This is a genomic window from Streptomyces sp. CB01249 (assembly GCF_001905735.1).
Taxonomy (GTDB): Bacteria; Actinomycetota; Actinomycetes; order Streptomycetales; family Streptomycetaceae; genus Streptomyces.
In genome coordinates this window covers 274,484-300,489 of the sequence record NZ_LISW01000005.1, presented here as the reverse complement: position 1 = coordinate 300,489, position 26,006 = coordinate 274,484, and the positions used below count along the sequence as shown (strand labels likewise).

General features: G+C 70.8%; 25 protein-coding genes and 1 pseudogene. 22 read left to right on the top strand and 4 right to left on the bottom strand.

Annotated features, from left to right (window positions below; genetic code table 11):
• Positions 1–5 precede the first annotated feature (5 nt).
• Entirely contained in the window at positions 6–1,604 is a 1,599-nt protein-coding gene (locus tag AMK18_RS24050) for an ABC transporter substrate-binding protein (RefSeq protein ID WP_073864449.1), read from the top strand.
• Between the two features lie 22 nt (positions 1,605–1,626).
• On the opposite strand, the gene AMK18_RS24045 is transcribed toward AMK18_RS24050, so the two are convergent.
• Both AMK18_RS24045 and AMK18_RS24040 read right to left on the bottom strand, forming a co-directional pair.
• On the bottom strand, positions 1,627–2,298 hold the full coding sequence (locus AMK18_RS24045; protein ID WP_018103734.1) for a response regulator: 672 nt from the start codon (positions 2,296–2,298) through the stop codon (positions 1,627–1,629).
• A 9-nt stretch (positions 2,299–2,307) separates the two neighbouring features.
• Positions 2,308–3,153, bottom strand: coding sequence for a RecB family exonuclease (locus AMK18_RS24040; protein WP_237694696.1), 846 nt, complete (start codon positions 3,151–3,153; stop codon positions 2,308–2,310).
• Between the two features lie 183 nt (positions 3,154–3,336).
• On the opposite strand from AMK18_RS24040, the gene AMK18_RS24035 reads away from it, so the two are divergent.
• The 3 genes from AMK18_RS24035 to AMK18_RS24025 all read left to right on the top strand — a co-directional run bounded on the left by AMK18_RS24035 (position 3,337) and on the right by AMK18_RS24025 (position 6,355).
• Positions 3,337–4,587, top strand: a complete 1,251-nt coding sequence (locus AMK18_RS24035; RefSeq protein ID WP_018103736.1) for a site-2 protease family protein — start codon at positions 3,337–3,339, stop codon at positions 4,585–4,587.
• 72 nt (positions 4,588–4,659) lie between these two features.
• Positions 4,660–5,565, top strand: a complete 906-nt coding sequence (locus AMK18_RS24030) for a tRNA (adenine-N1)-methyltransferase (RefSeq protein ID WP_018103737.1) — start codon at positions 4,660–4,662, stop codon at positions 5,563–5,565.
• 199 nt (positions 5,566–5,764) lie between these two features.
• Positions 5,765–6,355, top strand: a complete 591-nt coding sequence (locus AMK18_RS24025; protein WP_073864447.1) for a hypothetical protein — start codon at positions 5,765–5,767, stop codon at positions 6,353–6,355.
• A 36-nt stretch (positions 6,356–6,391) separates the two neighbouring features.
• Here AMK18_RS24025 and AMK18_RS24020 read toward each other — a convergent pair whose 3' ends face one another.
• Positions 6,392–6,703 carry a ferredoxin gene (locus AMK18_RS24020; protein WP_018103739.1) on the bottom strand — a complete coding sequence of 104 codons (312 nt, stop codon included), beginning with the start codon at positions 6,701–6,703 and terminating at the stop codon, positions 6,392–6,394.
• 242 nt (positions 6,704–6,945) lie between these two features.
• Here AMK18_RS24020 and arc point away from each other — a divergent pair, with 242 nt between their 5' ends.
• From arc to prcA, 6 genes and pseudogenes are all read left to right on the top strand, one after another.
• A complete protein-coding gene (gene arc / locus AMK18_RS24015) occupies positions 6,946–8,712 on the top strand; it encodes a proteasome ATPase (RefSeq protein WP_073864561.1) in 1,767 nt (588 codons plus the stop codon).
• A 240-nt stretch (positions 8,713–8,952) separates the two neighbouring features.
• A complete protein-coding gene (gene dop, locus AMK18_RS24010; RefSeq protein ID WP_073864446.1) occupies positions 8,953–10,464 on the top strand; it encodes a depupylase/deamidase Dop in 1,512 nt (503 codons plus the stop codon).
• A gap of 130 nt (positions 10,465–10,594) precedes the next feature.
• Positions 10,595–10,813, top strand: a complete 219-nt coding sequence (locus AMK18_RS24005) for a ubiquitin-like protein Pup (protein WP_018103742.1) — start codon at positions 10,595–10,597, stop codon at positions 10,811–10,813.
• A gap of 105 nt (positions 10,814–10,918) precedes the next feature.
• A pseudogene (locus AMK18_RS35315) lies at positions 10,919–11,063 on the top strand (endonuclease VII domain-containing protein); the annotation flags it as partial.
• Entirely contained in the window at positions 11,015–11,863 is an 849-nt protein-coding gene (prcB, locus tag AMK18_RS23995; RefSeq protein WP_026171597.1) for a proteasome subunit beta, read from the top strand. The pseudogene AMK18_RS35315 and the gene prcB, both read left to right, overlap by 49 nt.
• Positions 11,864–11,926: 63 nt before the next feature.
• On the top strand, positions 11,927–12,763 hold the full coding sequence (prcA, locus tag AMK18_RS23990) for a proteasome subunit alpha (RefSeq protein ID WP_073864445.1): 837 nt from the start codon (positions 11,927–11,929) through the stop codon (positions 12,761–12,763).
• Between the two features lie 51 nt (positions 12,764–12,814).
• Here prcA and AMK18_RS23985 read toward each other — a convergent pair whose 3' ends face one another.
• Positions 12,815–13,840, bottom strand: coding sequence for a LacI family DNA-binding transcriptional regulator (locus AMK18_RS23985; RefSeq protein ID WP_073864444.1), 1,026 nt, complete (start codon positions 13,838–13,840; stop codon positions 12,815–12,817).
• A gap of 131 nt (positions 13,841–13,971) precedes the next feature.
• Between AMK18_RS23985 and AMK18_RS23980 the strand changes: the two genes are divergently transcribed.
• From AMK18_RS23980 to AMK18_RS23925, 12 genes are all read left to right on the top strand, one after another.
• Entirely contained in the window at positions 13,972–15,231 is a 1,260-nt protein-coding gene (locus AMK18_RS23980) for an MFS transporter (protein WP_073864443.1), read from the top strand.
• Between the two features lie 9 nt (positions 15,232–15,240).
• A complete protein-coding gene (gene pafA, locus AMK18_RS23975) occupies positions 15,241–16,602 on the top strand; it encodes a Pup--protein ligase (protein WP_026171599.1) in 1,362 nt (453 codons plus the stop codon).
• Between the two features lie 142 nt (positions 16,603–16,744).
• Complete coding sequence (locus AMK18_RS23970; RefSeq protein WP_018103748.1) at positions 16,745–17,707, top strand: FKBP-type peptidyl-prolyl cis-trans isomerase; 963 nt, start codon at positions 16,745–16,747, stop codon at positions 17,705–17,707.
• Positions 17,708–17,750: 43 nt separating this feature from the next.
• Positions 17,751–18,125 carry an FKBP-type peptidyl-prolyl cis-trans isomerase gene (locus AMK18_RS23965; protein WP_018103749.1) on the top strand — a complete coding sequence of 125 codons (375 nt, stop codon included), beginning with the start codon at positions 17,751–17,753 and terminating at the stop codon, positions 18,123–18,125.
• A 116-nt stretch (positions 18,126–18,241) separates the two neighbouring features.
• Complete coding sequence (locus AMK18_RS23960; RefSeq protein WP_018103750.1) at positions 18,242–19,195, top strand: helix-turn-helix transcriptional regulator; 954 nt, start codon at positions 18,242–18,244, stop codon at positions 19,193–19,195.
• Positions 19,196–19,209: 14 nt separating this feature from the next.
• Complete coding sequence (locus AMK18_RS23955; protein WP_073864442.1) at positions 19,210–20,166, top strand: helix-turn-helix transcriptional regulator; 957 nt, start codon at positions 19,210–19,212, stop codon at positions 20,164–20,166.
• 16 nt (positions 20,167–20,182) lie between these two features.
• Entirely contained in the window at positions 20,183–20,461 is a 279-nt protein-coding gene (locus AMK18_RS23950; protein WP_018103752.1) for a hypothetical protein, read from the top strand.
• Between the two features lie 14 nt (positions 20,462–20,475).
• Complete coding sequence (locus AMK18_RS23945) at positions 20,476–20,673, top strand: hypothetical protein (RefSeq protein ID WP_073864441.1); 198 nt, start codon at positions 20,476–20,478, stop codon at positions 20,671–20,673.
• Positions 20,674–20,892: 219 nt separating this feature from the next.
• The gene (gene tatA, locus AMK18_RS23940) at positions 20,893–21,180 is read left to right on the top strand and encodes a Sec-independent protein translocase subunit TatA (RefSeq protein ID WP_026171600.1); all 288 of its coding nucleotides are present in this window, start codon (positions 20,893–20,895) and stop codon (positions 21,178–21,180) included.
• Between the two features lie 51 nt (positions 21,181–21,231).
• Positions 21,232–22,182: a twin-arginine translocase subunit TatC gene (gene tatC, locus AMK18_RS23935; protein WP_073864440.1), complete on the top strand. Its 951-nt coding sequence runs from the start codon at positions 21,232–21,234 to the stop codon at positions 22,180–22,182.
• Positions 22,183–22,199: 17 nt separating this feature from the next.
• Positions 22,200–23,105 carry a diacylglycerol kinase gene (locus AMK18_RS23930; protein ID WP_073864439.1) on the top strand — a complete coding sequence of 302 codons (906 nt, stop codon included), beginning with the start codon at positions 22,200–22,202 and terminating at the stop codon, positions 23,103–23,105.
• Between the two features lie 44 nt (positions 23,106–23,149).
• On the top strand, positions 23,150–25,984 hold the full coding sequence (locus AMK18_RS23925; RefSeq protein WP_026171602.1) for a DEAD/DEAH box helicase: 2,835 nt from the start codon (positions 23,150–23,152) through the stop codon (positions 25,982–25,984).
• The last annotated feature ends 22 nt before the right edge of the window (positions 25,985–26,006 follow it).

Here is a 26,006-nt window from a genome sequence, read left to right as displayed (position 1 = left end):
CAATCATGAAACGCAAGACCCTGGTGCTGCCGGCTGTCGCGGGCATCCTGGCGCCCGTGCTCGCCGGCTGCGGTACGGCGGGCGGCACCGGGAGCGGGACCGGCGCCGTCGTCGTCGGCACCACGGACCGGATCGCCGCGTCCACCGAAGCGCCCGCCCCGCTCGACCCGGCCGTCGGCTACGAGGCGGGCGTCTGGAACGTCCTGCGGCAGACCGTGCAGACCCTCATGGCCACCCCGCGCGGCGGCGGCCTCCCGGTCCCGGAAGCGGCCGAGAGCTGCGGTTTCACCGACCGCGAGAGCGAGAGCTACCGCTGCCGGCTGCGCGCCGGGCTCACCTTCGCCGACGGCACCCCCGTCACCGCCGACGACGTCAAGTACTCCCTCGACCGGGTGCGGCGCATCAACTCCGCGAACGGGCCCGCCGCGCTCCTCGACAACATCGACACCGTCGAGACCGCCGGCACCCGTGGGGTCGTCTTCCACCTCAAGACGCCCGACGCCACCTTCCCGTACAAGCTCGCCACCCCGCCCGCCGGAATCGTCCCGCGCGACCAGTACCCCGCGAATTCCGCCCGCAGCGGATTCCAGGTGGACGGCTCGGGGCCGTACACCATGAAACCGGAAGTGAAATCCGGGCGGGTTGTGAAAATCTCCTTCACCAGGAATCCCCATTACCGGGGGAGTTACGAGGTGCGGAGCGGATCCGTCGAACTCGACCTCTTTCCCGACGCCACCGCCATGGGCAAGGCGTTCGACGCCGAGAAGATCGACATGATGGCCCGCACCCTCTCCACCGGGCAGGCCCAGCGCATGCTGGACAAGCCCGAGGACGGGGTCCGGCTCACCGAGATGCCCGGGCTCTCCATCAGCTACCTCGGCTTCGACACCGAGGAACCCGCCCTCCGGAACAAGGCCGTCCGCCAGGCCATCGCCCAGGTGGTCGACCGGGGCAGGATCGCGAGCGAGGTCTACGGCACCACCGTCGAACCGCTGTACTCACTCATCCCGAGCGGGATCACCGCCCACGACAACGCGTTCTACAGCACCTACGGCGAACCCAGCGCCGCCAAGGCCGCCGGCCTCCTCAAGAAGGCGAAGATCCGCACCCCGGTGCGCTTCACCCTGCACTACACCGACGACCACTACGGCCGGGACACCGCCACCGAGTTCCGGGCGCTGAAGAAGCAGCTCAACGACACCGGGCTCTTCGACGTCACCGTCGAGGGCACCCCGTGGAGCCGCTACCGCCCCGCCGAACTCCGCGGCGACTACGCCGCCTACGGCATGGGCTGGTTCCCCGACTTCCCGGACCCCGACAACTACACGGCGCCCTTCCTCGGCCCGGACAACTTCCTCGGCTCGCCCTACACCTCCACCGAGGCCCGCGAGCTCATCGCACACTCCCGCCGCCAGGCCGACCGGGGCGCCGCCGCGCCCGCCTTCGAACGGCTCCAGGACATCGTCGCCCGGGACGTGCCCGTCCTCCCGCTCTGGCAGGGCAAGCAGTACGTCGCCTCCCGCGACGGCCTGAGCGGCGTCGAATGGGCGGTCGACTCGGGCGCCGACCTCCACCTCTGGGAACTGGGCCGGGGCACGGACTAGAACCGGCCCCCGCGCCCCGGTGTCACTGCGCGCCGGGGCGCACCAGGCCGCTCTCGTACGCGTACACCGCGGCCTGCACCCGGTCGCGCAGCCCCAGCTTCGTCAGCACATGGCCCACATGGGTCTTCACCGTCGTCTCGCTGACGAACAGGTCGGCGGCGATCTCCGCGTTCGACAGGCCGCGCGCGACCAGCTTCAGCACCTCGACCTCGCGGTCCGTCAGCGTGTGCAGCGTGTCCGGCACGGGCTCCTCGCCCGACGGCAGATGGTCCGCGTACTTGTCGAGCAGCCGGCGCGTCACGCTCGGGGCGAGCATCGCCTCGCCGCCCGCCACCACCCGGATCGCCTGCACCAGCTCATCGGCCGGCGCGTCCTTCAGCAGGAAGCCGCTCGCCCCGGCCCGCAGCGCCTCCACCACGTACTCGTCCAGGTCGAACGTGGTCAGCACCAGCACCTTCGCCGGACCGTCCCGGCCCGGACCGGTGATCTGCCGGGTCGCCTCGACCCCGTCCATCCGCGGCATCCGGATGTCCATCAGCACCACATCGGGCTGGAGCGCGCGCACCTGGTCGAGAGCCTGGAGACCGTCACCGGCCTCACCCACCACCGCCAGATCGCCCTCGGCCTCCAGAATCATCCGGAAGCCCGTGCGCAGCAGCGGTTGGTCATCGACCAGAAGGACGCGGATAGCCACCAGATCTCCTCAATGCCCGTCGTGGGCCACAGGCCGGCCGGCCTCGGCCCGGACCGGCTCCATTCTGCCCTGGTCATCCTCCGCCGGACCGGCCGGGCGGACCGTCAGCGGATAGACCGGGGGAGTCCCGCCGAATTCCGGACAGAGCGCCTGGTGGTCGCACCAGCCGCACAGCTTCGTCGGACGCGGCCGCCACTCGCCCGTCCGCGTCGCCAGCGAGATCGCCTCCCACAGCGCCAGCAGCTTGCGCTCCACCCGCTCCAGGTCCGCCACCACCGGGTCGTACGTCAGCACGTCACCGCTGCCCAGATAGACCAGCTGGAGCCGGCGCGGCACTACACCCTTCAGCCGCCAGATCACCAGGGCGTAGAACTTCATCTGGAACAGCGCGCCCTCCGCGTACTCCGGACGCGGCGCCTTCCCCGTCTTGTAGTCCACGATCCTGACGTCGCCCGTCGGCGCCACGTCGATCCGGTCGATCACCCCGCGCAGCCGCAGCCCCGACTCCAGCTCCGTCTCCACGAACAGCTCGCGCTCCGCCGGCTCCAGACGCGTCGGGTCCTCCAGCGAGAACCAGCGCTCCACCAGCCGCTCCGCCTGGGCCAGCCACCCCGCCAGCCGCTCGCCCCCCGGATCCTCCGCGAAGAGCTCGCCCAGCTCCGGCTTCGACTCCAGCAGCCGGTCCCACTGCCCCGGGATCAGAGCCGTCGCCCGGCCGGGCGTGCGCTCCACCGCCGGATTGTCGAACAGCCGCTCAAGCACCGCATGGACCAGCGTGCCGCGGGTAGCCGCTTCGCTGGGCTTCTGCGGCAGCTTGTCGATGACGCGGAAGCGGTACAGCAGGGGGCACTGCATGAAATCGCTCGCCCGCGAAGGGGAGAGCGAGGAAGGCGGCTGCGGCACCGGCTGGGACGGCGGCGGAACGGAGGTCATGCGAAGACCCTACGACCCGCCACCGACACCAACCGGCATACCATCGACCACAGACCCTCGAACACTGCATCATCGTGCCGAATGGCACCGAACCGAAGGGACCTCGTGGACGAGAGCGGCGACGGCCGGCGACCGCAGCCCGGCCCGGCGGCCCCCGGCCCCGGAGACGGCCCCGGCAAGGACGCGCCCCCGCGCCGGGACGAGCCCGGAGGCGGCATCCTCATGGGCCGCCCCTTCGGCGTACCCGTCTACGTCGCCCCCAGCTGGTTCCTGGTGGCGGCCCTGATCACCTGGGTCTTCGGCGGCCAGCTCGACCGGGTGCTGCCCGACCTCGGCGCCGCCCGCTACCTCGTCGCGCTCTTCTTCGCGATCGCCTTCTACGCCTCCGTCCTCGTCCACGAGCTCGCCCACACGGTCGCAGCGCTGCGCTACAAGCTCCCCGTCCGGCGTATCCAGCTCCAGTTCTTCGGCGGCGTCTCGGAGATCGAGAAGGAGTCCGAGACCCCCGGCCGCGAATTCGTCCTCGCCTTCGTCGGCCCGCTGCTCTCGCTCGTCCTGGGCGGGCTCTTCTACGTGCCCCTGCGCTTCGTGGAACGCGGCACCGTCCCGGCCGTCCTGCTCGGCGGGCTGATGATCTCCAACCTCATCGTCGCCGCGTTCAACCTGCTGCCCGGCCTCCCGCTCGACGGCGGCCGCATGCTCAGGGCCGTCGTCTGGAAGATCACCGGCAAGCCGATGAGCGGCACCGTCGCCGCCGCCTGGGTCGGCCGGGCGCTCGCCGTCGGCACCCTCGTCGGCCTCCCGCTCCTCACCCGCAGCGGCTCCCTCGGCAACGACGCCGGCGAGATCAGCGGCATGGACACCGTCACCGACGCCCTGCTCGCCGCGATCCTCGCCGCCATCATCTGGACCGGCGCCGGCAACAGCCTGCGCATGGCCCGGCTCCGCGAGCACCTGCCCGGGCTGCGCGCCCGCAGCCTCACCCGCCGCGCCGTCCCCGTCGAGGCCGCCACCCCGCTCTCCGAGGCGCTGCGCCGGGCCAACGAGGCCGGCGCCCGCGCCCTCGTCGTCGTGGACGGCACCGGCGAGCCCAAGGCCCTCGTCCGGGAGACGTCCATCGTCGCCGTCCCCGAGCACCGCCGCCCCTGGGTCGCCGTCAGCGGCCTCGCCCAGGACCTCACCGACGGCATGAAGGTCCCCGCCGAACTCGCGGGCGAAGCCCTCCTGGACCGCCTCAAGGCCACCCCCGCCACCGAGTACCTCGTGGTGGAGGAGACCGGCGAGATCTACGGCGTCCTCTCCACCGCCGACGTCGAGCGCGCCTTCGTCGCCGCGATGGCCCGCCCCGCCGCCTGACGCCCGCCCGCATCCCCGTACATCCGTACGGGCGGCGGTCGGCGGCCCGTGAAACACCGGTACGCTGGTCACATGTCTGAACCGACCGGTGCCGCCCGCCGACGCGGGCCCTTCAAGGTCGGGGACCAGGTCCAGCTCACCGATCCCAAGGGACGCCACCACACCTTCACGCTCGAAGCCGGAAAGAACTTCCACACCCACAAGGGTTCTTTCCCGCACGACGAGCTGATCGGTGCCCCCGAGGGCAGTGTGGTCCGTACCACGGGAAACGTCGCCTACCTCGCGCTGCGCCCCCTGCTCCCCGACTACGTCCTGTCCATGCCCCGCGGCGCCGCCGTGGTCTACCCGAAGGACGCGGGCCAGATCCTCGCCTTCGGCGACATCTTCCCCGGCGCACGCGTCGTGGAAGCGGGCGTCGGCTCGGGCGCGCTCTCCACCTTCCTGCTCCGCGCCATCGGCGAACAGGGCATGCTGCACTCGTACGAGCGCCGCGAGGACTTCGCCGAGATCGCCCAGCAGAACGTCGAGCGCTACTTCGGCAGCCCGCACCCCGCCTGGCAGCTCACGGTCGGCGACCTCCAGGACAACCTCACGGACACCGACGTGGACCGCGTCGTGCTGGACATGCTGGCCCCCTGGGAGTGCCTGGACGTCGTCTCCAAGGCGCTCGTCCCCGGCGGCATCCTCTGCGCGTACGTCGCCACCACCACCCAGCTCTCCCGGACGGTCGAGTCCATCCGTGAGATCGGCTGCTTCGCCGAGCCGCAGCCCTGGGAGTCGATGATCCGCAACTGGCACGTGGAGGGCCTGGCCGTGCGCCCGGACCACCGCATGATCGGGCACACCGGCTTCCTCGTCACCGCCCGCCGGCTCGCCGACGGCGTCGAGGCCCCGGCCCGTCGCCGCCGCCCCTCCAAGGGCGCCTACGGCGAGGACTACGACGGCCCGGGCGGCCGGAGCGCTCCCTCCCGCGACTGACCTCGCGGCAACGCACCGGCGCCGCCGCCGAGTTCCCGGACCGACCCGGGGACCCGGCGGCGGCGCCTTCTCCGTATGCGGCGCGTCATCCCGGCGCACCCCACCGTTCCGCTGCCGTGTGAGGTGTGGCACGATGCTGGCCACCCCCGTACCGCCGACGCCGACGGCCGCACCACAGGAACCACAGGAGACAGCCCGCGTGCAGACCTCCGCGCTCCCGGACCTCGCGCACACCGACACCAGGCCCATGCACTGGCTCGCCACCGCGGCGGCCATGGCCGCAGTCATCGCGGCAGCCGGTCTGCTCCAGCCCCACAGCAGCGCCTCGGCCTCCACCCGGCACCGCACGACGGCCCAGCAGCAGCACGAGGAAGCGGCCGTAGCACCGGATCCGGCCAAGGCGGACTTCCCCCTGGACTGCGGCAACGTCGGCAACACCGTCGCCAAGCAGGCCCCCGGCGACCTCGACGGCGACGGCAGGCCCGAGACCGTCGCGGTGGTCCACTGCGCGGCCGGATCGGGCACCCCGCCCAGCGGCATCTACGTCCTCACACAGGCGAGCGGGGCCGCACCCAGGATCGTCGCGACCCTGGTGGACCCCGCCCAGCAGCTGACCATCGGCGACTTCACGGTCCGCGACGGCGTCATCTCCGCCACGCTCCTCGGCTACTCCTCCTCGTCGGTGCCCTCGTGCTGCCCCGACCAGCAGGAGAAAGTCACCTGGAAGTGGCAGAACGGCGCCTTCACGCGGAACAGCGATACGGCCGGGAGCACCGGCGCCGGCGTCTGAGCCCGGCCCGGCACCGCCGCCCGGCACCCCGGAAGGTCAGGCCGCCTCGGGCCCGTAGACCTCGACCCTGTCCGAAACGCGACGCACATGAATGCAGTCGCCCGGGCACTCCTTGGCCGAATCCACGACGTCCTGGAGCAGCGGCAGCGGCACCGGCGTGGTCGCGCCCTTGTCCTGCAGCAGCTCGTCGTCGTCGCTCTTCACGTACGCCAGACCGTCGATGTCCAGCTCGAACACCTCGGGCGCGTACTGCACGCAGATGCCGTCCCCCGTGCACAGGTCCTGGTCGATCCAGACCTCCAGGTCCTGCGCCTCGCCACCGGTGGGAGAGTCCTGCCGCACGGTCATGTCGCCTGCCGTTTCCTGCGTAGCCGGACCGGGAAAGAGCCAGCCCTGACGGGTGTTGAACGCTTTGACGATACAACCGGCCGCTTTCCGATGTTGAACGGTGGGTATCCACCTGGCACGGGGGAGAGCGCAAGGGTGAAGATCGGACACACCTCACAGTCTTTGTGATCTAGGGGTTTCAATCACCACCCACGCAGGTAGGGTCAGGAAGCGTCCAGCTCCCCTTGGAGGAGGTGAGGACCGTGGCAGCCCACGACGACGACATCAACCGCGGCATCCGGCCCGGGCGGGGGTCCGACGACCCAGCCGGCCAGGTCGCCTATCTCGAGCAGGAAATCGCCGTCCTGCGACGTAAGCTCGCCGACTCTCCGCGTCATACGAGGATTCTCGAAGAGCGGATCGTCGAACTGCAGACCAACCTCGCAGGCGTGTCCGCCCAGAACGAGCGGCTCGCCGGCACACTCCGCGAGGCCCGCGACCAGATCGTGGCCCTCAAGGAGGAGGTCGACCGGCTCGCACAGCCGCCGGCCGGCTTCGGGGTGTTCCTGCAGGCGAACGAGGACGGCACCTGCGACATCTTCACCGGGGGCCGCAAGCTCCGGGTGAACGTCAGCCCCAGCGTCGAACTCGAAGACCTCAGGCGCGGCCAGGAGGTCATGCTCAACGAAGCGCTCAATGTGGTCGACGCCATGGAATTCGAGCGTGCCGGGGACATCGTCACCCTCAAGGAGATCCTTGAGGACGGCGAACGCGCCCTGGTGATCGGGCACACCGACGAGGAAAGGGTGGTGAGGCTCGCCGAGCCGCTGCTGGACATCACCATCCGCCCCGGCGACGCCCTGCTGCTCGAACCCCGTTCCGGCTACGTCTACGAAGTCGTGCCCAAGAGCGAGGTCGAAGAACTCGTCCTCGAAGAAGTGCCCGACATCGACTACGACAAGATCGGCGGCCTGGGCGACCAGATCGAGCTGATCCGCGACGCGGTCGAGCTTCCCTATCTCCACCCCGACCTCTTCAAGGAGCACGAGCTCCGCCCGCCGAAGGGCATCCTGCTCTACGGTCCGCCCGGCTGCGGCAAGACGCTCATCGCCAAGGCCGTCGCCAACTCCCTGGCGAAGAAGGTCGCCGAAGTCACCGGACAGCCCGCCGGCAAGAGCTACTTCCTCAACATCAAGGGCCCGGAGCTCCTCAACAAGTACGTCGGCGAGACCGAGCGGCACATCCGCCTGGTCTTCCAGCGTGCCCGCGAGAAGGCGAGCGAGGGCACCCCCGTCATCGTCTTCTTCGACGAGATGGAGTCCCTCTTCCGCACCCGTGGATCGGGCGTCAGCTCGGACGTGGAGAACACCATCGTCCCGCAGCTGCTCGCCGAGATCGACGGCGTGGAGGGCCTGGAGAACGTCATCGTCATCGGCGCCTCCAACCGCGAGGACATGATCGACCCGGCGATCCTGCGCCCGGGACGGCTCGACGTCAAGATCAAGATCGAGCGCCCCGACGCGGAGGCCGCGAAGGACATCTTCGCGAAGTACCTCACGCCTTCGCTGCCGCTGCACGCGGACGACCTGGCCGAGCACACCGGCTCGAAGGAAGCCGCCGCGCACGCCATGATCCAGTCGGTCGTCGAGCGGATGTACACCGAGTCCGAGGAGAACCGCTTCCTCGAGGTCACGTACGCCAACGGCGACAAGGAAGTCCTGTACTTCAAGGACTTCAACTCCGGCGCGATGATCCAGAACATCGTGGACCGGGCCAAGAAGATGGCCATCAAGGCCTTCCTCGACCACGGCCAGAAGGGCCTTCGCGTCTCCCACCTCCTCCAGGCCTGCGTGGACGAGTTCAAGGAGAACGAGGACCTGCCGAACACCACCAACCCGGACGACTGGGCCCGTATCTCCGGCAAGAAGGGCGAGCGGATCGTCTTCATCCGCACGCTCGTCACCGGAAAGCAGGGCGCGGACACCGGCCGCTCCATCGACACGGTGGCCAACACCGGTCAGTACCTGTAGAAGGCGTACCGGCTGCGGATGCCCGGCCGGGCATCCGCAGCCGGTTGCTTTCCGGCCAGCCGCGGGCGACACCGCGGCAATGACGACGCAATTGATCTCCCCACCGGCACGCGGGCGTTCTAGGCTCAGGCGTACCGCCCGTTCGCGCAGCGCGGGACGGGCAGACCGCGCACGCACCGAACAAGCAGCGGTACTTGAGCGCCGCCCCGGAAGGGAGCGCCGCCGGGCAAGGAGGGCCGCATGACCGTACGGCGAGTAATGGGCATCGAGACGGAGTACGGGATCTCCGTCCCCGGACACCCCAACGCCAATGCCATGCTCACCTCGTCCCAGATCGTCAACGCCTACGCGGCGGCGATGCACCGGGCGCGCCGCGCCCGCTGGGACTTCGAGGAGGAGAATCCGCTGCGGGACGCGCGAGGCTTCGACCTCGCCCGCGAGACCGCCGACTCCAGCCAGCTCACGGACGAGGACATCGGCCTGGCCAATGTCATCCTCACCAACGGGGCCCGGCTCTACGTCGACCACGCGCACCCCGAGTACAGCTCCCCGGAGATCACCAACCCCAGGGACGCGGTCCTGTGGGACAAGGCCGGCGAGCGGATCATGGCCGAGGCGGCCGAGCGCGCGGCGCAGCTCCCGGGCGCCCAGCCGATCCACCTCTACAAGAACAACACCGACAACAAGGGCGCCTCCTACGGGACGCACGAGAACTACCTGATGAAGCGGGAGACCCCGTTCTCGGACATCGTGCGCCACCTGACGCCGTTCTTCGTCTCGCGGCAGGTGGTCACCGGCGCCGGACGGGTCGGGATCGGCCAGGACGGCGGCGAGCACGGCTTCCAGCTCAGCCAGCGCGCCGACTACTTCGAGGTCGAGGTCGGCCTGGAGACCACGCTCAAGCGCCCCATCATCAACACCCGCGACGAGCCGCACTCGGACGCCGAGAAGTACCGCCGGCTCCATGTGATCATCGGCGACGCGAACCTCTCCGAGATCTCGACGTATCTGAAGCTCGGCACCACCTCGCTCGTCCTGTCCATGATCGAGGACGGCTTCATCAACGTCGACCTGGCCGTCGACCAGCCGGTGCGCACCCTGCACCAGGTCTCGCACGACCCCGGGCTCCAGCAGCTGATCACGCTGCGCAGCGGCCGGACACTCACCGCGGTGCAGCTCCAGATGGAGTACTTCGAGCTGGGCCGCAAATACGTCGAGGAACGGTACGGGGCGGACGCCGACGAGCAGACCAAGGACATCCTGAGCCGGTGGGAGGACACCCTGAACCGGCTGGAGAACGATCCGATGAGCCTGGCCGGCGAGCTGGACTGGGTGGCGAAGCGGCAGCTCATGGAGGGCTACCGGCGCCGCGACGGCCTGGACTGGGACGCCGCCCGGCTGCATCTGGTGGACCTGCAGTACGCGGACGTACGGCAGGACAAGGGGCTGTACAACCGCCTGGTGGCCCGGGGCCGGATGAAACGGCTCCTGGACGAGCGCGAGGTCGAGGAGGCCCGTACGGCGCCGCCCGAGGACACCAGGGCGTACTTCCGCGGCCGCTGCCTCGAACAGTACGCGGACGACGTGGCCGCTGCCTCCTGGGACTCGGTGATCTTCGACCTGCCGGGCCAGGACTCCCTCCAGCGGGTGCCCACGATGGAGCCGCTGCGGGGCACCCGGGAGCACGTGAAGTCGCTCCTGGACCGCTGCCGCACGGCGCAGGAGCTGGTCGACGTCCTCTCGGGCCGCTGAAAGCGCCTGAAAGGGCTCCCGGCTGGGAATCATTCCGATGACCTCCGGACGTTGAGACAAGTACCGGGCCAATGTCGGACCCCATGGGTAGGGTCTGATCAAGTGCTTCGAACCGAGCGGGGTGAGCTAGATGGCGACCAAGGACACCGGCGGCGGACAGCAGAAGGCGACGCGCTCCACGGAGGAGGTCGAGGAGCAGGCGCAGGACGCGCAGGCTTCCGAGGACCTCAAGGAACGCCAGGAGAAGCTGAGCGACGACGTGGACGACGTCCTGGACGAGATCGACGACGTACTCGAGTCCAATGCCGAGGACTTCGTCAGGTCATTCGTACAAAAGGGCGGCGAGTAACCGGCCCCGCGCCGGAGGCCGGCGGCGGGTGTGCGGCACGGGCGGACCGCCCGTGCCGCACACCGCGGGCACGGTCCGCGCCCCCGTCCGATTGCCTGCGTCTTCTATGTGGATCACTGCCGCGGGGCGGGTAGGGTCCGGGGCGTAATGTGCTTCAACTGCAATGCGGCGCAGGGTCATCGCATACCTGGAGGGAAACGCGTGGAAGCCAACACTCGTAGCACCGGGCGTCTGCCGGCTGCCTTCCTGACGCCGGGATCGTCCTCCTTCATGGACTTCCTGTCCGACCAGGCGCCGGAGATGCTGCCGGGCAACCGTCAGACACCGCCCCTGAAGGGAGCCGTCGAGGCGCCGCACGGCACGACGATCGTGGCCGCGGCCTTCCCCGGCGGTGTCGTCCTGGCCGGTGACCGGCGGGCGACCATGGGCAACATGATCGCGCAGCGCGACATCGAGAAGGTCTTCCCGGCCGACGAGTACTCGGCGGTGGGCATCGCCGGTACGGCGGGTCTGGCCGTGGAGATGGTCAAGCTCTTCCAGCTGGAGCTGGAGCACTTCGAGAAGGTGGAGGGCGCCCAGCTCTCCCTGGAGGGCAAGGCCAACCGGCTCTCCACGATGATCCGGAGCAATTTGGCGATGGCCATGCAGGGCCTCGCCGTCGTCCCGCTCTTCGCCGGTTACGACATCGACCGCGAGCGCGGACGCATCTTCAGCTACGACGTCACCGGCGGGCGCTCCGAGGAGCATGTCGGCTACGCGTCCACCGGTTCCGGTTCGATCTTCGCCCGGGGCTCGATGAAGAAGCTCTACCGCGACGACCTGACGGAGGAGGAGACGCTCACGCTGGTCGTGCAGGCGCTGTACGACGCGGCGGACGACGACTCGGCGACGGGCGGCCCGGATGTGGGCCGGCGTATCTATCCGATCGTCACCGTCATCACGGAAGAGGGCTTCCGGAAGCTGACCGACGCGGAATCCGCCGGGATCGCCCGCTCGATTCTGGAACGCCGCCTGGAACAGCCCGACGGCCCGCGCGCCGCGCTGCTCTGAGCACGCGTTCGTTTCCAGCCTTCTTCGATGCTCCCGCCACTGACAGAAAGGGACGGATAGCCGGTGTCGACGCCGTTCTATGTCTCACCTCAGCAGGCCATGGCCGACCGGGCGGAATACGCCCGGAAGGGTATCGCCCGCGGTCGCAGCCTGGTTGTGCTGCAGTACGCCGACGGAATTGTGTTCGTCGGCGAGAACCCGTCCCGTGCGCTGCACAAGTTCAGCGAGATCTACGACCGGATCGGTTTCGCCGCCGCCGGCAAGTACAACGAGTACGAGAACCTCCGCATCGGCGGAGTCCGTTATGCCGATCTGCGCGGTTACACCTATGACCGCGACGATGTGACGGCCCGTGGACTGGCGAACGTTTACGCGCAGACGCTCGGCACCATTTTCTCCAGCGCGGCCGAGAAGCCGTACGAGGTGGAGCTGGTGGTCGCCGAGGTGGGCGCCGAGCCCGAGGGCGACCAGATCTACCGGCTGCCGCACGACGGCTCCATCGTGGACGAGCACGGCTCGGTCGCGGTCGGCGGCAACGCGGAGCAGATCAGCACCTTCCTGGACCAGCGCCACCGCGACGGGATGTCCCTCGCCGAGGCGCTGAAGCTGGCGGTGCAGGCGCTGTCCCGCGAGGCCAACGGCAACGAGCGGGAGATCCCCGCCGACCGGCTGGAGGTCGCGGTCCTGGACCGCACCCGGCCGCAGCAGCGCAAGTTCAAGCGGATCGTCGGGCGGCAGCTGGCCCGGCTCCTCGAAGCGGAGGCCGACGCGTCGACCCCGACCGACGCCCCGTCCGACGCCGAGGACGGCGAGTCCACGGACAGCCCGACGGCCACGACGGACCCGAAGGGCACGAAGGGCACGACCGACACCACGGATTCCGGCGGCGACGTGGAGTAACGCCACCCGCCCCGCCGAGCCCCGGCCCGCCCCAGGCGGACCGGGGCTCCGTCATGCCGGCGGCGGGGCGGTGGAGCCCCGGACCACCAGCCGCACCGGCAGGCTGCCCGGCTCGGCGGCCCGCCCGTCCAGGACCGCCAGCAGAGCGGCCATCCCGCGCTCCCCGACCTGCACGGCGGGCAGCCGGACCGTGGTCAGCTCCGGCTCCACCGCCGTGGCCAGGGCCAGGTCGTCGAAGCCGGTGACCGAGACGTCGTCCGGCACCCGCAGCCCGAACCGGCGGGCCGCCTTGCACGCGCCCGCCGCCAGGATGTCGTCGTCGCAGACGATCGCGGTGGGCCGGGGCCCGGGCAGCCCGAGCGCGCGTTCCGCGGCGTCCCGCCCCGCCCGCACGTCCAGTGCGGCGGTCACCGTGCGGACCTCGGTGCCGGGGGTCCGGCGCAGCTCCTCGCGCAGTGCGTCCGCCCGGCAGGCGAAGGTCCAGGTGTCGACGGCCGAGGCGAGGTGGAGGAAGCGCCGGTGGCCGAGGGCGAGCAGATGGCGGGCCACCTGGCGCATCCCGTCGGCGATGTCCAGGTTGACCCGGGCGGCGGGCCCGGGCGCCGAGGGGTCGCTGTCCAGCATCACGAGGGGGACGTCCGCGCCGTGCAGGGCGTCGAGCGCGTCGGCGGCCATGGAGGAGGCGATGACCCCGTCCAGCGCGGCCCGGGCCGACGGGAACGGGTCGCGGGCCGGGCCGGTGCCGTCGGGGGAGGGGTAGAGGACGACCCCGAAGCCGTGCTCGGCGGCGACCGCGGCGGCCCCGGTGTACACCCGGGCGAAGAACTCGTTGGTGAGGGCCGGGACGACCAGGAGCGCCGTCCGGGTGCGGCCCAGGCGCAGATTGCGGGCGGCGAGATTAGGCCGGTAGCCCAGGCCGCGGGCGGCGTCGCGGACCCGGTCGGCGGTGGACTCGGAGACCCGGCCCCGCCATTTGTCGCCGAGCACCAGCGAGACCGTGGCCTGGGAGACGCCGGCGGCCCGGGCCACGTCACGGCTGGTGGGCCGGGGCGGGCCGGGCGGTGCGGGGCTGGTCACGCGGGCCTCCGGGCCGTTCGGTTCAGGCCCGTGAGGTGGACCTGCGGACGGGCTCATGGTACGTATGAACCCGGAAGTTATACGTAACACCTCGCAGGCCCGCACAGGCACCCGAGGGAGAGGGGCGGGACATGGCCGCGGGATATCTGGACATCCTCCGGGCGCGGCACGCCGCCAGGCTGCTGACGGGCACCCTGGTGGGACGGCTGCCGAACGGCACGGCGAGCATCGCGATCGTGCTGTTCGTCCGGGCCGAGGGTGGCAGCTACAGCATCGCGGGCGCGCTCGCGGCGGTGTACGGGCTGGCCACGGCGGTCGGGCAGCCGCTGCTCGGCCGGGCGGTGGACCTGTACGGGCAGCCGCGCGTCCAGCTGCCCGCCGCCGTCGTCTCCGCGCTCGGCATGGCCGTCCTCGCCGTGGCCGGGACCGGCTCGCTCGCCCTCGCCTACGCGGCGGTGGCGGTGGCCGGGCTCTTCACGCCCCCGCTGGAGGGCGGCCTGCGGGCGCTGTGGCCGAGCGTGCTGGGCGGTGAGGACCGGGTGCACCGGGCCTACGCCATGGACGCCGTCGCGCAGGAGATCATGTTCACCGCGGGGCCCCTGCTCGTGACGCTCCTGGTCGCCCTCTGGTCGCCCGCCACGGCGCTGCTGGTCATCAACGCGATCGGGGTGCTCGGCGCGCTGTCGGTGGTGCTCTCGGAGCCCTCGCGGGTCTGGCGCTCCGCGCCGCGCGAGGCGCACTGGCTGGGCGCGCTGCGCTCGCCGGGGCTGCTGGCGCTGCTCGGCTCGTTCTTCTTCGTGGGCCTGGCGCTGGGCTCGATCACCGTGGCCGCGATGGCGTACGCGGACGACCGGGGCCGGGAGTCGGTGTACGGCTGGCTGATGGCCGCGCTCGGCCTCGGCGCCCTGCTCGGCGGGGTGGTGTACGGGGCGCGGCAGTGGGCGGGGGCGCCGGAGCGGCGGCTGCGGGTCATCGTGGCGCTGCTCGCGGTGGGCTATCTGCCGCTGGTGCTGACGCCGGGGCCGGTCGCGATGACCGTGCTGGCGGCCGTCTCCGGGGTGTTCCTCGCCCCGGCCGTCGCGTGCTCGTTCATCGTGGTCGACCGGCACGCGCCCCGGGGGACGGTGACGGAGGCGTTCTCGTGGCTCGTGACGACCTTCGGGGTGGGCGCGGCCGTGGGGACGGCGGTGGCCGGTCCGGCCGTCGAGCTGGGCGGGACGGCATGGAGCTTCGCGGTCGCGGGGGCCGGTGGAGTGGCGGCGCTGCTGGTGTTGCTGGCCACCGGGAAGGTCCTCGTGGCTCCGCCCCGTACCGCCGTCGCGGTGCGAGGGTCGGAAAATGATCGAAACGGTGCCGTCGAACCCGGTTTCAGCTCGGGCCATCAGGCGTAATGTTCAGTCATGGACCGCCGCATTTTCGGGCTGGAGAACGAGTACGGCGTCACGTGCACGTTCAGGGGACAGCGCCGACTGTCTCCTGATGAAGTGGCGCGCTACCTCTTCCGCCGTGTTGTGTCATGGGGCCGCAGCAGCAATGTCTTTCTGCGGAACGGCGCCCGCCTCTACCTCGACGTGGGATCGCATCCGGAATATGCAACCCCCGAATGCGACAACCTGACCGAACTGGTCACCCACGACAAGGCCGGCGAGCGCATTCTCGAAGGCCTGCTCGTCGACGCCGAACGCCGCCTGCACGAGGAGGGAATCGCCGGCGACGTCTATCTCTTCAAGAACAACACCGACTCCGCGGGAAACTCCTACGGCTGCCACGAGAACTACCTCGTGGCCCGGCACGGGGAATTCTCCCGCCTCGCGGACATCCTCATTCCCTTCCTCGTCACCAGGCAGCTGATCTGCGGCGCCGGCAAGGTGCTCCAGACCCCCCGGGGCGCGGTCTACTGCGTCAGCCAGCGTGCCGAGCACATCTGGGAGGGCGTCAGCTCCGCGACGACGCGCTCCCGCCCGATCATCAACACCCGCGACGAGCCGCACGCGGACGCGGAGCGCTACCGCCGCCTCCACGTCATCGTCGGGGACTCCAACATGTCCGAGACGACCATGCTGCTCAAGGTCGGCGCGACCGACCTGGTGCTCCGCATGATCGAGGCGGGCACGGTGATGCGTGACCTGACCCTGGAGAACCCGATCCGGGCGATCCGCGAGGTCAGCCACGACACCACCGGGCAGCGCAAGGTCCGCCTCGCCAGTGGCCGGGAGGCCTCGGCCATAGAGGTGCAGCGCGAGTACTACGAGAAGGCCGTGGACTTCGTGGACCGCCGCGGCATCCGCACCGGCAACGTCGAGCGCGTCCTCGAACTCTGGGGCCGCACGCTCGACGCGATCGAGGCCGAGGACCTCGACCGGATCGACACCGAGATCGACTGGGTCATGAAGTACAAGCTCATCGAGCGGTACCGGGCCAAGCACAACATGACCATGTCGAATCCGCGGGTCGCGCAGATAGACCTCGCCTACCACGACATCCACCGCCGGCGGGGGCTGTACTACCTGCTGGAGCGCAAGGGGCAGGCCGCCCGCATCTGCAACGACCTCAAGATCTTCGAGGGCAAGTCGGTGCCCCCGCAGACGACCAGGGCGCGGCTGCGCGGGGACTTCATCCGGCGGGCCCAGGAGCAGCGGCGGGACTTCACCGTCGACTGGGTGCACCTCAAGCTCAACGACCAGGCGCAGCGCACGGTGCTGTGCAAGGACCCGTTCCGGTCGGTGGACGACCGGGTGGAGAAGCTGATCGCGGGTATGTGAGGCGCAGGATACGCTCCGGCGCCGGCGCGACTCGGGCCCCGTACGTTCCTCGTACGGGGCCCTTCGCACGGCCTAGAGTGGCGGGGTCCCCGGACCCCCGGGGCGCGTCCCCCACATATGCCGTCTGAGATCTGAGGAACCAGTGCGCCGACTTGCCGGCCTTCTCGTCGTCCCCCTGCTGCTGTTGTCGTCAGCGGCCTGCGGCAGCGACGACGACAAGGGCTCCGACTCCGCTTCCGCCTCCGCGTCCGCCCCCTCCAAGGGCGGCTTCCCCGCCATCACCGCGGGCGAGAAGTTCGGCGAGAAGCCCACCCTGGCCAAGGGCACGGGTACGCCGCCCAAGGAGCTGAAGACCAAGGTCATCAGCGAGGGCGACGGCGCGAAGCTGAAGAACGGCGACGTCACCCAGGTCAACTACCTCGGCCAGGCGTACGACTCCACCAAGCCGTTCGACAACAGCTTCGACCGCAAGCAGCCGTTCGACCTGACGCTCGGCGCGGGCATGGTCATCCAGGGCTGGGAGAAGGGCCTGGTCGGCCAGAAGGTCGGCAGCAGGGTCCAGCTGGTGATCCCGCCGGACCTCGGTTACGGGGCCCAGGGCCAGGGCGACATCAAGCCGAACGCCACCCTGGTCTTCGTCGTGGACATCCTGAAGGCGAAGCAGATCCCGGCCTCGGCCAAGGGCACCGCCGTCGCCCAGGACAACATGGACCTGCCGAAGGTGGGCACCAACACCGACGGCAAGGCGCCGAGCCTGACCATCCCGAGCAAGGTCACCCCGCCGAAGAAGCTGGTCTCCAACTACGTGCTGGAGTCCAAGGGCGACGTGGTGAAGGAGACCGACTCGGTCGTCGTGAACTACGTGGCCAAGCTCTGGAAGGACGGCAAGGAGTTCGACAACACGTACACCACGGGCAAGACGCAGACCTTCCCGCTGGCGCAGGTCACCCTCAAGGGCCTGAAGGACGGCCTGGTCGGCAAGAAGATCGGCAGCCGGGTGCTGCTGGTCGTGCCGCCGGACCAGGGCCTCGGTGACAAGGAGCAGTCGGGCGTGCCCGCCAACTCCACGCTGGTCTTCGCCGTGGACCTCCTGGCGAAGATGTAAGACTGTCCCGGTTGCCCAGTTCATCTGTAAGAGGAGCAAGTCAGTGAGCATCGAGAAGCCCGAGATCGACTTCCCGGGTGGCGAGCCGCCGGCCGACCTGGAGATCAAGGACATCTGGGAGGGCGAGGGCGCCGAGGCCAAGGCCGGCCAGACGGTCTCCGTCCACTACGTGGGTGTCGCCTTCTCCACCGGCGAGGAGTTCGACGCCTCCTGGAACCGCGGCACTCCGCTGCAGTTCCAGCTCGGTGCCGGCCAGGTCATCGCGGGCTGGGACAAGGGCGTGCAGGGCATGAAGGTCGGCGGCCGTCGCCAGCTGACCATCCCCGCGCACCTCGCCTACGGCGACCGCGGCGCCGGCGGCGGCCGGATCGCCCCGGGCGAGACGCTGATCTTCGTCTGCGACCTCGTCGCCGTCTGATCCGCGCGTAGTAGCACCAGCAGGGCCCGCGCCGCCAAGGTGCGGGCCCTCGCTTTTGTCCGGACACCCCGGGGCGGTACGGTCGAGCGTCGTAGAGCACGAGGGAAAGGGCGTCGATGGCGATTGCCAAGGCCGAGCGGCTGATGAATCTGGCGCTGTGCCTGCTGGGGACCCGGCGCCCGCTCAGCAAGCGCGAGCTGCGCGGCTCCATCGAGGCGTACCTCGAAGCGGCCTCCGACGACGCCTTCAACCGGATGTTCGAGCGCGACAAGGACGACCTGCGCGAGCTCGGCCTGGTCATCGAGACCGTGGAGAACCTGGACGGCGACACCGGCTACCTCGCCCGCCGCGACAGCAACCGGCTGCCGCCCATCACGCTGGACGCCGAGGAGGCCGCCGCGCTCGGCCTGGCCGCCAAGGTCTGGCAGCAGGCCCGCCTCGCCGGCGCGGCCAGCGGAGCGCTGCAGAAGCTGCGCGCGGCCGGGATGCCCGAGACCGAGGACGCCTACGAGGTGCACAGCGCCCTCGAACCCCGCATCCCCGTCCACGAGGCCGCGTTCGAACCCCTGATGCTGGCCTGCCGCGACCGCCGCCCGGTCACCTTCGACTACCGCAAGGCCAACGCCGCCCAGCCCGAGCAGCGCCAGGTCGAGCCGTGGACCCTGGAATGCTGGCGCGGCCACTGGTACCTCGCCGGCTGGGACCGCGAGCGGGGCGCCGAGCGCGTCTTCCGGCTCTCCCGGATCACCGGCAAGGTGCGCTCCCGGGCCGGTGCCTTCACCGCCGAGGTGCCCGACGTGGTCACCGTCCGCGAGACCGTGGAGAGCTGGGCCGGGGAGACGGCCACCCGGACCGCCCTGATCAGGCTCCGCACCGACTCCGGCTACCCGCTGCGCGCCCGCGCCCTGTCGGTCCGGGAACTCGGGAACGGGTGGGACGAGTTGGAGATCCCGTACGGACACGGGCTGGACGCCTGGCTCGTGGAGTTCGGGCCCGACGTCGTCGTCACCGGACCCGAGGACCTGCGGGCCGACGTGGTGGACCGGCTGCGCGCCGTGGCCAAGGACTGAGGGGACCGACTTCCATGGCCACGAACGCCATCGACCAGACGCGCCGGATGCTCTCCCTGGTGACGTACCTGCGCGAGCGCCCCGGCGCCCACGTCCAGGACGTCGCCCGGGCCTTCGGGATCACCGAGGACGAGCTGATCGCCGACCTGGACGTGCTGCCCATGTGCGGGACCAGCTTCCGGGGCGGCGACCTGCTCGACATCGACACCGACGGCGACCGCATCTGGTGGCACAACGCGGACGACGTCGCCGAACCGCTGCGGCTCGCCGCCGACGAGGCGACGGCCCTGCTGGTCGCCGCCCGCGCCGTGGCGACCCTGCCCGGGCTGCGCGAGAGCGACCGGCAGGCGCTGCTGCGGGCCACCGCCAAGCTGGAGACCGCCGCCGGAGAGGTGGGCGCCGCCAGCTCCCGGCTCTCGGTCACCTTCGAGTCCGAGGGCGGCGTCTTCGCCGAGGTGGACCGGGCGATCTCGGAGCGGCGCCGGCTCTGGCTGCGCTACTACTCGCCCGCCCGCGACGAGCTCACCGAGCGCGAGGTGGACCCGATCCGGCTCTTCGCCGTCGGGCACACCTATATGGAGGCGTGGTGCCGCTCCTCCGAGGACCGGCGCACCTTCCGCCTCGACCGGGTCGCCGAGATCCGGCTCCTCGACGAGCCCGCCGCCCCGCCCGAGCTGGAGCTGCGGGACCTGTCCGAGGGGCTCGTCCAGCCGGCCGCCGAGGACCCGGAGGTCGTGATCGAGGTCGGCCCCGGCGGGCGCTGGGTCGCCGAGTACTACCCGCACGACCGGGCGGAGGAACGGCCCGACGGCGGTCTGCGGATCACCCTGCGCACCCCGGACCCGGCCTCGCTGCGCCGGCTCGCGCTGCGGCTCGGCCGGGAGGGGCGCATCGTCTCGCCCCCGGAGCTGGCCGGGAGCGCGCGGAGTGCGGCGCGCGCGGCGCTCGCCGCGTACGACGGCACGGCCTGAGGGGGCGACCGCACCCATGGGCCACCTGTCCGCGCTGCCGGGCCGCGCCGCCGTACCCACCGTGGCGGTGCCGGAGTCGGCGCGCTTCAAGGCCGCCTGCCCGGACTGCCGTGCGCGGTTCGAGCTTGCGGCGGCGGAGTTCCGGCTGGTGATCGGCGCGACCAGCCGCACCACGTTCTACTCCTTCACCTGCCCCGACTGCGCCGCGTGCGTCCGTAAGCCGGCGGGGGAACGGATAGTGGAGCTCCTGACCGACGGCGGCGTCCGCACGCTACGCCTGCACACCGGCTCCTGAAAGGCTCCTCGCGCATGTTCTGGCCCATGCTCGCCATCGCCCTGGGATTCCTCGGAATCGCCGTGCTCGGCACGCTGGCCATCAGGGTGTTCACCGAGGCCCAGCGCCTCGGCCACCAGGTGACCCGCACCACGGAGCGCATCAACCGCGCCGCCGACGACCTGGAACGCGCGGCCGAACGGCTCGCCGCGACGGGGAAGGCCAGGCCCTAGAGGGCCCGTGGACGCGGCCTCCTGTTTCGGGGGCCCGGGAGGTACGCTGCTGCAGGACGGCCCAGGCAGGGAGGTGCGGGCCGCTATCGAAAGTATGCACGGGCATTGCCTCGCGTTTACTCCCGCGGGTTACGATCGCTGCCGGCGAATGGTCGGATGTGTATCCGCCACTCAAGGGCAGCGAGCCCACCTCCAGCCGCCTCAGCTAGAAGGAAGCACATCATGGGCAATCTGAAGCCTCTCGAGATCGTACTGATCATCGCTGTCATCCTGCTGTTGTTCGGCGCCAAGAAGCTTCCCGACATGGCCCGTTCGCTCGGCAAGTCGGCCCGCATCCTCAAGAGCGAGGCCAAGGCCATGAAGAAGGACGACGAGCCGACGGCCCCCGCCACCACGGACGCCCCCGCCGACGCCCCGCAGGCCGCCGCCCGTACGATCCAGGCCGCGCCCGGCGACGTCACGAGCTCCCGTCCGGTGAGCGAAGCGAAGCCCACCACCCAGAGCTGACCGCGCTGACGGATTCCTCCGCCGGCCGCCGCACGAGACGAGGGAAGTGGGTTGCTCAAGTCTGCCCGCAAGCAGGAGAAGGACAGCGAGGGGCGGATGCCTCTCGCTGATCACCTGCGAGAGTTGCGTAACCGACTGCTGATCGCGGTTGTGGCGATCCTCGTGATCACCTCGATCACGGCCTTCTTCTACCAGGACCTGATCACCTTCCTGATCAAGCCCATCCTGGAGTCGGTCGGCTGCGCCCATGGTGAGGCGAGGCAGCTCAACGGCAAGCCGTGTGCCGAGATGACGGTGAACGGAATCGTCGCCCCGTTCTCCATCGCCCTCAAGGTCTCCCTCATGGCAGGGGTGGTGATCTCCTCCCCGGTCTGGCTGTACCAGTTGTGGGCGTTCCTCGCGCCCGGCCTGCACAAGCACGAGAAGCGGTACGCGCTCTCCTTCGTGGGCGTCGGCGCGCCGCTCTTCCTGGCGGGTGCGACCCTCGCCTACGTGCTGATGCCGCAGACCGCGTCGGTGCTCCAGGAGTTCACCCCCAACGACACGAAGCCCCTGCTGCCGGTCGACGAGTACCTCGACTTCATCACGCGCATGGTGGTCGTGTTCGGCCTCGCCTTCGAGCTGCCGCTGCTGCTCGTCCTGCTGAACTTCACCGGGATTCTCACGGCCAAGCGACTCGCCTCCTGGTGGCGCTGGATGGTCATGGGCATCACGATCTTCGCCGCTGTGGCGACCCCGACCGGGGACCCGCTCACGATGATCACGCTGGCCGCGCCCATCGTGCTGCTGTACTACCTCGCCCTCGGCGTCTGCATGGCCAACGACCGGCGCCGGAAGCGGAACAACCCGGACGCCGACCTCGATGACGACGAGGCGTCGGATCTGGACCTCACCCCCGAGGACATCGGCGACATGGAGCAGGTGTCGGCGTCTCCGACGGTGCCCGGTCAGTCCGACGGCGGACGGTCCTCCGCGCGCGACGGTTACGACGACATCACCTGACCTTGTAGGGTCCCCGGGTGACCAGCGAGATCACCCTCTTCGTCAATCCCACCGCGGGACGCGGCCGGGGCGCGCGAGCCGCGCAGCCGGCCGCTTCCGCGTTGCGGGAGGCCGGCTTCTCCGTACGTACGATCCTCGGCGAGGACGCCGGTGACGCGCTGCGCCGGGCCCGGGACGCGGTCGCGGAGGGGACCGGCGCGCTCATAGCCGTCGGCGGGGACGGGCTCATGTCGCTGGCCCTCCAGGCGGTCGCCGGGACGCTCACCCCGCTCGGCGTGGTCGCGGTGGGGACCGGCAACGACTTCGCGCGCGCCCTGGGCCTGCCGATACGCGACCCGGAGGCGTCGGGCCGGCTCGCCGCCGATGCGCTCAAGGGCCGGGCGCCGGTGCGCGAGATCGACCTCGGCCGGGCCGGGGAGCGCTGGTTCGGCTCCGTGCTCGCCTCCGGCTTCGACTCCCGGGTCAACGACCGGGGCAACCGGATGCGCTGGGGCGGCCGCTTCAAGTACGACCTGGCGATCCTCGCCGAGCTGGCCGCCTTCAAGCCGGTCACGTACCGCATGACGCTCGACGGGGGGCCGTCCCGGGAGCTTCGGGCGACGCTCGTCGCGGTGGGCAACGGCACCTCGTACGGCGGCGGCATGCGGATGTGCGCCGACGCGGACATGGGTGACGGGCTCTTCGACATCACGGTGGTCGGCGAGTGCAGCCGTACGACCCTGCTCAAGGTCTTTCCCCGGGTGTACAAGGGAACGCACCTCAGCCACCCCGTCGTCACCGTGCACCGGGCCTCGTCGGTCACCCTCGAAGCCGTCGGCGTCACCGCCTACGCGGACGGCGAACCGCTCGGCGCGCTCCCGCTGACCGCCACCTGTGTGCCGAAGGCGGTACGGGTTCTCGGAGCCCGGACCATGGGCGATTAAAGATCGCGTCACTGTCGGAGGCGGCGGGTAGGCTCGACAGCAAGATGACAGACGACCTCTCACCAGCTGAGCGCTACCAGGCTTCCCGGCTCCGGGCGGCCGAGCAGGCGACCGCTCTCGGGCCGTTCCGCGAGATGTACGACTTCGATCTCGACCCGTACCAGATCGAGGCGTGCAAGGCGCTGGAGGCCGGGAAGGGCGTGCTCGTCGCCGCCCCCACCGGCTCGGGCAAGACGATCGTCGGCGAGTTCGCCGTGCACCTCGCCCTGGAGCAGGGCCGCAAGTGCTTCTACACCACGCCGATCAAGGCCCTGTCGAACCAGAAGTTCGCCGACCTGGTCCGGCGCTACGGCTCCGACAAGGTCGGCCTGCTCACCGGTGACAACAGTGTCAACGCGGACGCCCCGGTCGTCGTCATGACCACCGAGGTCCTGCGGAACATGCTGTACGCGGGCTCCCAGGCGCTGAACGGCCTCGGACACGTGGTCATGGACGAGGTGCACTACCTCTCCGACCGCTTCCGGGGCGCCGTCTGGGAAGAGGTGATCATCCACCTCCCCGAGTCGGTCACCCTGGTCTCCCTCTCGGCGACCGTGTCCAACGCGGAGGAGTTCGGCGACTGGCTGGACACCGTGCGCGGCGACACCGAGGTGATCGTCTCCGAGCAGCGGCCCGTCCCGCTGTGGCAGCACGTGCTGGCCGGGCGGCGGATGTACGACCTCTTCGAGGAGGAGACCGACCACGGAGGCCGCGGCACCGGCCGCCGCGAGGTCAACCCCGACCTCGTCCGCCTCGCCCGCATGGAGAACCAGCGCGGGTACAACCCCCGCGAACGCCGCCGCGGCAAGATGGTCCGCGAGGCCGACCGCGAGCGCGAGCGGCGTCAGCGCAGCCGGATCTGGACGCCCTCGCGCCCCGAGGTCATCGACCGGCTGGACGCCGAGGGGCTGCTCCCCGCGATCACGTTCATCTTCAGCCGGGCCGCCTGCGAGGCCGCCGTCCAGCAGTGCCTGCACGCCGGGCTCCGGCTCAACGACGAGGACAAGCGGCGCCTCGTGCGGGAGATCGTGGAGGAGCGGACGGCGTCCATCCCGTCCGAGGATCTGCACGTCCTGGGCTACTACGAGTGGCTGGAGGGCCTGGAGCGGGGCATCGCCGCGCACCACGCCGGGATGCTCCCGCGGTTCAAGGAGATCGTCGAGGAGCTGTTCGTCCGGGGCCTCGTCAAGGCGGTCTTCGCGACGGAGACGCTGGCCCTCGGCATCAACATGCCCGCCCGCTCGGTGGTCCTGGAGAAGCTCGTCAAGTGGAACGGCGAGCAGCACGCCGACATCACCCCCGGCGAGTACACCCAGCTCACCGGCCGGGCCGGGCGGCGCGGGATCGACGTCGAGGGCCACGCCGTGGTGCTCTGGCAGCGCGGCATGGACCCGGGCGCCCTCGCCGGACTCGCCGGCACCCGCACGTATCCGCTGCGCTCCAGCTTCCGACCCTCGTACAACATGGCCGTGAATCTGGTCCACCAGTTCGGGCGGCACCGCTCGCGCGAGCTCCTGGAGACCTCCTTCGCGCAGTTCCAGGCGGACCGGTCGGTGGTCGGGATCTCCCGCCAGGTCCAGCGCAACGAGGAGGGCCTGGAGGGCTATCGCGAGGGGATGACCTGCCATCTCGGTGACTTCGAGGAGTACGCGCGGCTGCGCCGCGACCTCAAGGACCGGGAGACGGAGCTGGCCAAGCAGGGCGCCTCGCAGCGGCGGGCCGCCGCCGCCGCGTCCCTGGAGAAGCTGAAGCCCGGCGATGTCATCCATGTGCCGACCGGCAAGTTCGCCGGCCTCGCGCTCGTCCTCGACCCCGGGCTCGCTGCCGGGCGTACCAACGGGCACGGGCACCGCGGCATGGAGTACCACGACGGGCCCCGCCCGCTGGTGCTGACCGCCGAGCGGCAGGTGAAGCGGCTCGCCTCGATCGACTTCCCGGTGCCGGTGGAGGCCGTGGAGCGGATGCGGGTGCCGAAGTCGTTCAACCCGCGCTCGCCGCAGTCGCGCCGGGACCTGGCCTCCGCGCTGCGTACCAAGGCCGGGCACATCGTCCCGGACCGGCACCGCAAGGGGCGCGCCCCCGCCGCCGACGACCGCGAGATCGCGCGCCTGCGGGCCGAGCTGCGCGCCCACCCCTGCCACGGGTGCGACGAGCGCGAGGACCACGCCCGCTGGGCCGAGCGCTACCACCGGCTCCAGCGCGACACCCGGCAGCTGGAGCGCCGCATCGAGGGGCGCACCAACACCATCGCCCGCACCTTCGACCGGATCGTCGCCCTGCTCACCGAGCTGGACTACCTGCGCGGCAGCGAGGTCACCGAGCACGGGAAGCGGCTGGCCCGGCTCTACGGCGAGCTGGACCTGCTGGCGAGCGAGTGCCTGCGCGCCGGCGTCTGGGAGGGGCTGAACGCGGCGGAGCTCGCGGCGTGCGTCTCCGCCCTGGTGTACGAGGCGCGGCAGGCCGACGACGCGGTGGCGCCGAAGCTGCCGTCGGGGCCCGCGAGGACCGCGCTGGGCGAGATGGTCCGCATCTGGGGGCGGCTCGACTCCCTGGAGGAGGACTTCAAGATCAACCAGGCGGAGGGGGTCGGCCAGCGCGAGCCCGATCTCGGCTTCGCCTGGGCGGTGTACATGTGGGCGTCCGGCCGCTCGCTGGACGAGGTGCTGCGCGAGGCGGACATGCCGGCGGGCGACTTCGTGCGCTGGTGCAAGCAGGTCATCGACGTGCTGGGCCAGGTGGCCGCCGCCGCGCCGCGCGAGAACAGCACGGTGGCCCGGAGCGCCCGCAAGGCGGTCGAAGAGGTGCTGCGGGGCGTCGTCGCGTACAGCTCGCTGGGCTGAGACACGCGGAAGCCGGCCGGAT

What these genes read in the sequence shown, in the direction of transcription:
- AMK18_RS23955 (WP_073864442.1), top strand. Translation starts at nt 19,210, where the DNA reads ATGGCCACGAACGCCATCGACCAGACGCGCCGGATGCTCTCCCTGGTG.
- AMK18_RS23945 (WP_073864441.1), top strand. Translation starts at nt 20,476, where the DNA reads ATGTTCTGGCCCATGCTCGCCATCGCCCTGGGATTCCTCGGAATCGCC.
- pafA (WP_026171599.1), top strand. Translation starts at nt 15,241, where the DNA reads ATGGACCGCCGCATTTTCGGGCTGGAGAACGAGTACGGCGTCACGTGC.
- AMK18_RS24030 (WP_018103737.1), top strand. Translation starts at nt 4,660, where the DNA reads ATGTCTGAACCGACCGGTGCCGCCCGCCGACGCGGGCCCTTCAAGGTC.
- AMK18_RS23950 (WP_018103752.1), top strand. Translation starts at nt 20,183, where the DNA reads ATGGGCCACCTGTCCGCGCTGCCGGGCCGCGCCGCCGTACCCACCGTG.
- AMK18_RS24050 (WP_073864449.1), top strand. Translation starts at nt 6, where the DNA reads ATGAAACGCAAGACCCTGGTGCTGCCGGCTGTCGCGGGCATCCTGGCG.
- AMK18_RS24005 (WP_018103742.1), top strand. Translation starts at nt 10,595, where the DNA reads ATGGCGACCAAGGACACCGGCGGCGGACAGCAGAAGGCGACGCGCTCC.
- AMK18_RS24020 (WP_018103739.1), bottom strand. Translation starts at nt 6,703, where the DNA reads ATGACCGTGCGGCAGGACTCTCCCACCGGTGGCGAGGCGCAGGACCTG.
- dop (WP_073864446.1), top strand. Translation starts at nt 8,953, where the DNA reads ATGACCGTACGGCGAGTAATGGGCATCGAGACGGAGTACGGGATCTCC.
- AMK18_RS23925 (WP_026171602.1), top strand. Translation starts at nt 23,150, where the DNA reads ATGACAGACGACCTCTCACCAGCTGAGCGCTACCAGGCTTCCCGGCTC.
- AMK18_RS23980 (WP_073864443.1), top strand. Translation starts at nt 13,972, where the DNA reads ATGGCCGCGGGATATCTGGACATCCTCCGGGCGCGGCACGCCGCCAGG.
- AMK18_RS24040 (WP_237694696.1), bottom strand. Translation starts at nt 3,153, where the DNA reads ATGCAGTGCCCCCTGCTGTACCGCTTCCGCGTCATCGACAAGCTGCCG.
- AMK18_RS23960 (WP_018103750.1), top strand. Translation starts at nt 18,242, where the DNA reads ATGGCGATTGCCAAGGCCGAGCGGCTGATGAATCTGGCGCTGTGCCTG.